Raw genomic sequence first — 9,026 nt, forward strand, 5'->3', positions numbered from 1 at the left:
TTTTAATATTCCGGCTTAGCTCAGTTGGTAGAGCGCTTGACTGTTAATCAAGATGTCGTCAGTTCGAGTCTGACAGCCGGAGTAAGGAGAGAGAAGGAAGCCTAGCTTCCTTCTTTTTTTATCCTTTTTATGAGATAATGTCGAAATATTAATATTTAGGAGTTGATATTATGGATGAAATGGAAAAGATTGAACGCGAGTTATCTAAAAAAGATTACTTCGTAATCAGTTCCATGTTATTTGCTCTGTTTTTTGGTGCAGGTAACTTAATCTTTCCACTTCACTTAGGACAAATTGCTGGACATGATTGGTCGTTTGCAGCAGTAGGATTTTTAGTAACGGGTGTGCTATTACCGCTATTTTCGGTGTTAGCTATTGCATTGACGCATTCAGATGGTGTGTATGATATTGGTTTGCCAGCTGGGGCAAAATTTGCATTAGTGTTCATGACTTTGATTCATTTAACTATTGGCCCATTATTTGGTACCCCTAGAACGGCGACTGTTTCATATACCGTCGGAATAGCTCCTTTTGTACCAAAGCAGTTTAATCAGATTGGTTTATTGATTTTTACGACTTTATTTTTCATTTTTGCTTATCTTATTGCATATAAAGAAAGTGATATTTTAAGTGCTCTGGGTAAGATTTTAAATCCTATCTTTTTAATCTTACTCTTTTTAGTGTTTTTCATTGTTTTTCTTTTTCCGATGGGAGATCCTAATGCGGCTCCAGCAACCAATGCATATGGTAGTAGCGGTCTTTCATTTATTAATGGCTTTTTAGAGGGCTACAACACTATGGATGCATTGGCAGGATTGGCATTTGGAGTAACTATTATTACCGCAATTAGGCAAATGGGTAAAAAGGAAGACAAAAGTGTCGCAATAGTTACTGCTAAGTCAGGTGTATTTAGTATGTCAGCCATAGGATTGATCTACGTATTTCTAATCATCATTGGAGCTATGTCTTTAGGTCGATTTAAAGTTTCTGCTGACGGAGGAATTGCCTTTTCACAAATCGTTCAAAGTTATGCAGGTATTGCTGGACAAGCACTATTAGCAGCTTTAATAATCCTAACTTGTATCACTACAGCTGTGGGATTAGTAGCAGCCTTTGCACAAGATTTTCATGCTCATTATTCAAAATTAAGCTATCACAATTGGTTGGGGATTTCTTGTGGTGCTGCTTTCTTGGTAGCTAATTGCGGTCTGGAAACGATTATTGCTTGGTCTAAGCCGGTACTTATGCTGCTTTATCCAATTGCAATTGTAGTAATTATTCTATCGTTGGGCGTGCATATTTTTAAGAAAAATAAGACTATGTACGTGGTGAGCTTATTCTTTACACTAATTCCAGCTATTCTTGATATGATCGTCAGCATGCCGCCAGTAGTTAGTCAAAGTTCGTTTGGATTGGCTATTGCTCATGTTAGAAATACTCTTCCGTTAGCAGGACAAGGGTTATCTTGGGTAGTTCCTATGCTTGTCGGTTTAATACTAGGAACTATTATATTTAAGATTAAAGCTAAAAATAGTTAACAATAAAGCATCTGTAGGTAAAAACTTACAGATGCTTTTTAACTTAAATCGAGATTTTTAAATTCTTCGATTAATTCTTGCAAAGAAGAAGAAATCTTGGCTTCTTTTTTAGTTGCGATAAAGAAGTTAATATAAATTAAATTTTCATCAATTTTTAGTAGGTTCACTGGAGTTTGACGCATACGGCTAAGTATGCTAGCTGAAGAAATAGTAAGGCCTACTCCTCTTAATGCTAAGTCTGTAGCCGTAATGATGCTTTTACTTTCTAAAACAATGCAAGGCTTAATATGAAATTTTTGAAATAAGCCGTTCACTTGATGTCGAATTGCCGATTCTGAGGCACTTAATACCATAGGAGCCTGCAAAACTTCCTTAAGGTCTAAGTCATCTGCTTCTAAAATAAACTTGTCAGAGCGGAAATAAGGCGAATTCTGAGGGATGACTACATAATATTGTTCTCCATTTTTGACTAGGTAATCTAAATCGTGGGAAATAGTCTCAGGTGTTTGTCCAATATAACAATCAATGTCACCATTGAGTAAATTTGTTTCATTTTTGCGTGGAGAATTTTCAAATAACTGAATTTCCACGTTAGGATTTTTTTGTAAAAATGAAGGTAATAATCGAGGCAATAAAAATGAACCTAAGCTTTCTAAAATGCCTAATTTAATGATTTCCTTGTTAGGTTGGGTATATGGAGCAAGGTCGCGATCCAATTGTTGGTCACTGTAAGAAATATTTTCTAAATACTTGTAATAAATCATGCCTGCTTCTGTTAATGAAAAAGGTGTCCGGTCACGATTGATAATTTTGGTACCAAGTTTTTTCTCGATTCTTTTTATTAACTGGGTCAAATAAGGTTGAGAAATATATAATTCTCGCGCTGCTTTAGTAAAATTGCTCTCTTTAAGTAATACATCAAGATAATGTAATAAAGCTTCAGGGTCATTCATGAAAATTCCTTCTTTCCTTCGATAATAAAATTATTATAACGCATTAGCTAGAGAACTATTTCATCTATAAATTAGGTATAGATTTAGAACAAAAAATATCAGCCTTTTTGGCTGATTTTTTAGTTTGCAATAAAATCAATTAATTGCTGAGCAGGTTGAGATAACTGATGCTTAGTACTATAGACTAGATAGATGGTTCGCGTGCTTTGAGGCAGCTCTAATTTAGATGCCAATTTTGAAGCTGTAAAAACGGTATTTTCAACATATAAAGGAATAAAGTTTAAATCAGAATAATTATCAGTTTTTGAACAAACGCCTAAGTCGAAATTTCCGTTTTGGACTTCTAAGCAAATTTGATTAGAAATAGCATTGTGGTAAATGTAATGAAATGTGCTAGAATTTTCTTTTTCGAATGCTGAAGTAATATGAGGCAGAAAGTTCTCTCTAGCAGTGGGGATGCAACCTATTTCTATAGTATTATTTCTCATTTGCTTGGTATGATTAATATTATTTTTTGCTTTTTCGAGGGTTAATATAATGGAATCTGCTGATTCAAGGAATATTTGACCGTATTCTGTTAATTCAATACGGCCGTTACGCCGTTCGATTAAATTATAATGTAATTCTTTTTCTAAGGTTTTGATTGAATTAGATAAGCTAGGCTGAGAAATATGTAATCGTTTTGCAGCACTAGAAAATTGGTGTTGTTTAACCAATTCATTAAAGTAATAAAGTTGATTTAGATTCATAATTTAGCACTTCACTTATAATAATATACTAACTATTATTATATTATCTTTTTAAATAAGAACAATATTCGACTTGAGAAGAAAAAAGAGAGCAGATGTTTACAGTCTGCTCTCTTTTGGGGATTTATTTTATTGATCAAATTTTTTATTTATTTCTAGTTGTATAAACCAACCTTATTAATATTAACTAATACATCTGGCGTATTAGTTAAGTTAAAACTAACATCTTGGCCGGCCATAATATTATGGTATTCGCCATTGGTCCATTGAGAATTGTTAGTTACATCATATACGGTACCGTTGACTGCAATATAGGCAGGTCGACCATTTTTTCCGTTATAGTTTGACAGAGTTTCTCTGGTAAATTTTTTCATAGGAAGTTCCTTTCTAAAGTAAAATACGTTATATTAATGGTAACACGTTGTCACTTTAGAACAAACTATTTCAAATTATCTTATATTTTTCTTATGAAAGATGGCCGCGCCAGCCTGCGATATCCCAATCTGTGAAATCATAATTAAGTTTCTTACCGTAAATTTTTTCGTATGCGGCAACTTTTTGTTGATAATCTTGTTCCATCATTTTATGCGCATTTTCATTAGCATTTAAAGAAACATCAGGAAAAATCGGTTGTAAAACATGGACAATATATTTAGTCTCGTAGAAATTAGAGTCTTTCTTTTCTATTTTTGGCAAATCACTAATCTCAATAAAGAGCGAAATAACTGGCACGTTTTGTTTTGCAGCAAAGTAATAGGCGCCACGTTGCAATTTACGTGGTTTACGATAATTCCACCACATTTCTTGTTCAGGATAAATTAATACCCAGTTGTTTTTAGCTAGTGCGTTGCTTAAATGCTTAGGAAATACATTGCCAATATAACTTGCGCTTTGAACTAGAGGGATAGTTCCAACATAGTTCATTAAATAGCGGAAGAAGCCTGGCAGCATCAAGTTAGTATCTTCAATGACGATTGAGAGTTGATGATGCATCTTGTTGGCTAATAATTTAATTGGTAAAGAATCAATCTGGTTAAAGTGGTTAGCAGTTACGATTGCTCCACCAATAGGAAGATTGTTTAAATTTTCCAATCCCTTGAATTCAGTAGAACCTGCTAAGGTTTTGGCAAAAGTAGTAAGCATAGCGTGTCCAATTTGATTATTAATTTTGCTAGAAAATGATTTGCGATTTTTCCAATAGTCATTAACTAACTTCAATCGTTCATCAAGCGTCATTTGTGGATCGCCAATTTCTGCCTTTGCCGTAAAGTCTCGCTTGTTGGCAGCTTTTTGAATATTTTTAATTACAGCTTCGCGATTATCGCCAAAAATCATAGTTTAACAGCCTCTCGTTCTTTCACTCGTGCCCAATTATTAGGATCTTGTTCAGTTTTATCTTCCTTTAAAAGCATGTGATTAAGTTTTTCTCGATCATCTGCGCGTTCGGCGTCAGTATAATTATCGAGTTCAGCTTTTAATTCATTATAAAACTTAGTCTCTTTAGCACTTTGCCAGAAGTAATCTTCGTATTGAACATTTTTAAAATGCCATGGTTTAAAGAAAAGATTGTAGTGGATCAGACCAGGATTTTTCAGTGGCTTAGTATTTTCATTAGGCATCGCATCCCAACGCGGATCAAGGTGCAAAATCCTTCCTTCACCAATTTCATTTAAGTAATCCTGATCTGGGGCAATACAGTCAAAGTGGTATCTTTCTAGTAAATTCATGAAGTGGTTAATGAAATGCTCATCGCGGAATGCCTTAGAGTTCATGACTAGCATTCCTGAGTTAATATATTTCTTTGGATCTAGCGCTAAAACATCTTTGATGTATTTCACCATTTTGGCTACATATTGGATAGAGGAGTCGGTGCAAGCACCGAATAGGTTGTTGCCTAGTTCGGTGTTGTAAAGTTTGGCAATGTCATCATTTACAATAGTGTCACTGTCGATATAAATTGCTTTGTCGTATTGCGGGAATAATTCCGGGATAAACAAGCGATAAAAAATCGACATGGTAAAGAAATCAGCGCGCAGGAAATTTTCTTTGCGATTTTGAATTGGCTTAACTAATTCATCATCAATATGGAAAAATTTAACGTGCACATTTTGAATGCCAAGATCACTTAAATCTTGTTTATGCTGGCCAGATAAATCTTGGTTTAAAAAATATACTGTGTAGTCTGTCTCAGGATTTGCATGTTTAACCAGTGAATTAAGCGATACTGCAGCATACTTAGTGAAGTCGTCACTAATGCTATAAAAAACTGGAACTGTCATAATTGCCTTCCTTAATCGATCTTTACGGATTCATGTTGCTTAACTTTAGCCCAAGTATTTGGTTCTTGAACGATCATATCAACCTTTTCAGCCATCCGCTCTAGGTCAGCACGAGCTCTTTGACGATCTTCATCTGTAAAATCAGCTAATTGTTTCTTTAATTCATCATAATATGGTGTCTTCTTGGCAACATCCCAGAAGTAGTGACCGTATTGGACATCGGCGAAGTGCCATGGCTTGAAGAATAAGTTGTAGTGCACGATCTTAGGATTTTCGAATTCAGGGATGCTTTCATTAGGCATAGCGTCCCATTCTTTAGGCAAGTGATAAATCTTGTCTTCACAGATTTCGTTCATGTAGGCTTGGTCAGGATCGACATTATCGAAGTGATATTTGTCCATTAAGTAATAAAACTTGTCTACGAAATGCTTGTCTCTGAATGCCTTCATGTTAAAGACGATCACGCCGTTGTTGATGTACTTTTCAGCTGGTAAAATACCTTGGCATTCCTTGATATATTTTTGCAAAAGTGGCATGTAGCGAATGGATAAATCAGGACAGCTGGCAAACATATTCTCACCAATTTCGGTGTCATAAAGATTGGCAATATCATCACAAATAATTGTGTCAGCGTCTAAATAAACGGCCTTGTCGTATTGTGGGAAGAGGTCTGGAATAAATAGACGGTAGAAAATTGACATAGTGAAGAATTGGGCACGCAAATAGTTTTCCTTGCCCTTGTGAATTCGATTTACCATGTCATCACTGATGTGAAAAATGTTAACGTGAATGTTGTCAGTAGACATGTCTTCTAAGCTCTTCTTGTGTTCAGGAGAGATTTCTTGAACTAAAAGGGTGATGGTGTAGTCCTTGTTAGGATCTGCATGATCAATTAACGATTGAATTGAAACATAGGCATAAGGTGTGTAATTGTCACTGATAGTGTAAAATACTGGAATTGTTTTCATAATTTTCCTCCAAAAAACTATTTCTTTAAATTATGGCGTATTTTGAGATATTCGGTAAGGATATCATCATATTCATGTAAATGAAGTACGCTGTGTACGCGATCAACATCCCATGGCTTAACGGTCTGAGTATGAAAGTAAGGCCAGAAACGAAAGCTGGTGGTGAAATGCTGAATCTTGGTGTTCTTCTGCAACTTGTATTGTTCGTTGTAGTAGCGTGGAAAAACACGCTTAGCGACAGCTAATTTGTTAATAGCTGATTGATCTGGCAAGAACATCTTCTTAGTTTGCATCATTTGACGCACTTTAGCAAAAAGATCAGTTTCTTTGATCTTAGGCATATTCAAAAGCAAAACGCCCGAATTGAGGTAATCAAAGACATGCTTAGTCTTGACGTTGTGGAAGAAAAATTTTCCCCAGTAATCAAGCACACCGGCTAGTTCGATACCTGTCATATCTTGCTGATAAAACTCGGTAATGTCGCTTCTGATGATAATGTCATCGTCAAGATAAAGAATGCGATCAGGAATCTCAGGCAGTTGATCCGCAAATAATCTAAGCATGGCATAAGGTGTAAAACGCGTATTCATGTTGACAGTTGGCGGTTGCTTTTCAAATAGTTCTGTGCAGTCAATTAATTGCAAAGTATTGTTAGGATTTGCCTGGGTCAAAAGGCTGCGAATATAATTTGCGGCTTGCATGGAAAATGAATGATACTTACGTTCATCGCTGTGAGCATCCATGGTTAAGATGTAAAGGTGTAATTTCTTAGCGCCGGAATTTTTTATTAAAGAAAGAGTAGAGATTAAAACGCCATCTTCCGCGTTTTCGTCTCCACAAAAAAGTATATTCATATCTTCTCCTGTTCTTTAGTGATAAAGATTGACAACTATATGATACCATGGAAAAGTTTTAGCCCATTAATGATAAAAGCCGCCCAAATATAGGACGGCTTTTATTTTTTGATGTATTGATAATATTCGTAGTTGCTGAGTTTTGCTCGCTTATTCATGGCTTGCCAGATTTGATCGTGTAGCTTATTTTGCGCTTCCTTACGGGTTAGAGTTTGATCTGGATAAAATGGCCCATCAATGTAAATAACGCAGCGTGGACGACGTCCTATGCGCTTTTTATGGTAGGTTTTCGTCATAACGAAACTTGGAGCGCCTAGCTTGACAGGAAAGTGCATGCTGGTGGAGTCAAAATATCTGATTTTGGTGTAATAGGGCCAAACGTGGGCTTCAGGGTAGATGAGGACCTCGCCTTTTTTGTCGTTGATCACGGTTTGAATGGCCTTGATTAGTTTAATTGACTGCTTGATGTCTTTGCCGACGGGTAAGCCGCCGTAGCGGACGAGATATTTGCCAATGAAGGGGATGCCCCAGTTGGCCTGTCCCGCGATTGCGTAGAAGTTTTTTACTGGAAAAATAGTGAGTGAGGTGAAGACGTCGCCCATAGGACGGGTGTGGTTGCCGTAGATGAAATAGCCACCGTCAACTTGTTTTAGCTTTTCTTTGCCGATGACTTGGACGTGGTCAAAGAGGCGAAAGCCGATCCAGCCGAAGCCAGCTGCGAGGCGTCGAGCAATAGCAGACCAGATTTTGGCAGCGCGAGAGGTTGGCAGGATGACGTAATCATCGGGTAAGCTGAAATTTTGGTTATGGCTGTCGACAACATCGTCTGTAGTTTTATGGTAGTAATAAACGCGTTTCATTCTTCTTCCTCCGTAGGCTTATCTTATTAATCATAGCATGAAAAAACTCCGTTGCTTATGCTGAGGCAGGGATGTTTTTAGTTGCAGTAATTAGTATAAAGACTATTATTGGTCAAATTAAATTAGTACCTTGTTGAATATTATCAAACAGAGGTGAAGTCCAATGGACGTTCTTTAATTCCCTCTGATCAGTTGATCAAAAGAGAGGTGAATTATTCTATCACTTAGTAGGTACGAGTTTTTACGCAAGTACTACACCAACAGCTCGTTGGAGTACTATTCATGTTGGTAAGAATGGTTATGTAAAAGCTAGTGATGTTAAATCTATCGACATCGGGTTGAAACTTACCCCATCTAACACTCCAGAAGAAGCAAAAGTTGCATCATTGAAGAAATAATTTTTGAAATATAAGCAAAAAAGACTGATAGTCTTCGCTATAATCAGCAAGGAGATATCAGTCTTTTTCTTTATTCAATTTTAAGCACAAAAAAAGCACCGCCTTCTTGCAGTGCCATTTCCATATTATGGGTGGCCAGGGGATCGAACCCTGGACCCACGGATTAAGAGTCCGTTGCTCTGCCAGCTGAGCTAGCCACCCATATTTTTTATCAGCTCTCTCGCTGACAGTTAAATATATTACCAGTAGATTTTGCTTTTGACAAGTACTTTTTTAAAAAAAGTCAAAATAATTGCTCAAAAACATAAAAAACAAAACATACTAATCTAGTGTTGGATGATTACTCGACGGAGTAGTCGTTCAACACTTTTTCTTTTACTATGTAAAGTGGAGATGAAGCCAATGCCGTGACTGCTTTGGACACATG

Annotated in this window: 9 protein-coding genes, 2 tRNA genes and 1 pseudogene; 3 read left to right on the forward strand and 9 right to left on the reverse strand. The window is 36.4% G+C overall.

What is annotated here, in order from left to right; all coding sequences use genetic code 11:
- The first annotated feature begins 9 nt into the window (after positions 1-9).
- Positions 10-82: transfer RNA gene (locus B5E95_RS09800), tRNA-Asn, on the forward strand.
- Between the two features lie 97 nt (positions 83-179).
- Entirely contained in the window at positions 180-1,538 is a 1,359-nt protein-coding gene (gene brnQ / locus B5E95_RS09805) for a branched-chain amino acid transport system II carrier protein (RefSeq protein WP_087236507.1), read from the forward strand.
- A gap of 38 nt (positions 1,539-1,576) precedes the next feature.
- On the opposite strand, the gene B5E95_RS09810 is transcribed toward brnQ, so the two are convergent.
- The 8 genes from B5E95_RS09810 to B5E95_RS09845 form a co-directional block, all read right to left on the reverse strand.
- Positions 1,577-2,491, reverse strand: a complete 915-nt coding sequence (locus tag B5E95_RS09810) for a LysR family transcriptional regulator (RefSeq protein WP_087236497.1) — start codon at positions 2,489-2,491, stop codon at positions 1,577-1,579.
- A 119-nt stretch (positions 2,492-2,610) separates the two neighbouring features.
- On the reverse strand, positions 2,611-3,240 hold the full coding sequence (locus B5E95_RS09815) for a LysR family transcriptional regulator (RefSeq protein ID WP_087176766.1): 630 nt from the start codon (positions 3,238-3,240) through the stop codon (positions 2,611-2,613).
- Positions 3,241-3,395: 155 nt separating this feature from the next.
- Entirely contained in the window at positions 3,396-3,614 is a 219-nt protein-coding gene (locus B5E95_RS09820; RefSeq protein ID WP_056945469.1) for a cytochrome b5 domain-containing protein, read from the reverse strand.
- A gap of 91 nt (positions 3,615-3,705) precedes the next feature.
- The gene (locus B5E95_RS09825; protein ID WP_087236499.1) at positions 3,706-4,575 is read right to left on the reverse strand and encodes a lysophospholipid acyltransferase family protein; all 870 of its coding nucleotides are present in this window, start codon (positions 4,573-4,575) and stop codon (positions 3,706-3,708) included.
- The gene (locus B5E95_RS09830; protein WP_087236501.1) at positions 4,572-5,519 is read right to left on the reverse strand and encodes a glycosyltransferase family 8 protein; all 948 of its coding nucleotides are present in this window, start codon (positions 5,517-5,519) and stop codon (positions 4,572-4,574) included. The genes B5E95_RS09825 and B5E95_RS09830 overlap by 4 nt, the downstream gene beginning before the upstream one ends.
- Before the next feature lie 11 nt (positions 5,520-5,530).
- Positions 5,531-6,487: a glycosyltransferase family 8 protein gene (locus B5E95_RS09835; protein ID WP_087236503.1), complete on the reverse strand. Its 957-nt coding sequence runs from the start codon at positions 6,485-6,487 to the stop codon at positions 5,531-5,533.
- A gap of 17 nt (positions 6,488-6,504) precedes the next feature.
- The gene (locus B5E95_RS09840) at positions 6,505-7,341 is read right to left on the reverse strand and encodes a glycosyltransferase (RefSeq protein ID WP_087176762.1); all 837 of its coding nucleotides are present in this window, start codon (positions 7,339-7,341) and stop codon (positions 6,505-6,507) included.
- A gap of 101 nt (positions 7,342-7,442) precedes the next feature.
- Positions 7,443-8,201, reverse strand: a complete 759-nt coding sequence (locus tag B5E95_RS09845; protein ID WP_087236505.1) for a lysophospholipid acyltransferase family protein — start codon at positions 8,199-8,201, stop codon at positions 7,443-7,445.
- Positions 8,202-8,398: 197 nt separating this feature from the next.
- Here B5E95_RS09845 and B5E95_RS11030 point away from each other — a divergent pair.
- Positions 8,399-8,599, forward strand: a pseudogene (locus B5E95_RS11030) (hypothetical protein); the annotation flags it as partial.
- Between the two features lie 128 nt (positions 8,600-8,727).
- On the opposite strand, the gene B5E95_RS09855 reads toward B5E95_RS11030, so the two are convergent.
- Positions 8,728-8,800: transfer RNA gene (locus B5E95_RS09855), tRNA-Lys, on the reverse strand.
- Positions 8,801-9,026 lie beyond the last annotated feature (226 nt).

This window comes from Lactobacillus gallinarum, from assembly GCF_002160635.1.
GTDB lineage: Bacteria > Bacillota > Bacilli > Lactobacillales > Lactobacillaceae > Lactobacillus > Lactobacillus gallinarum.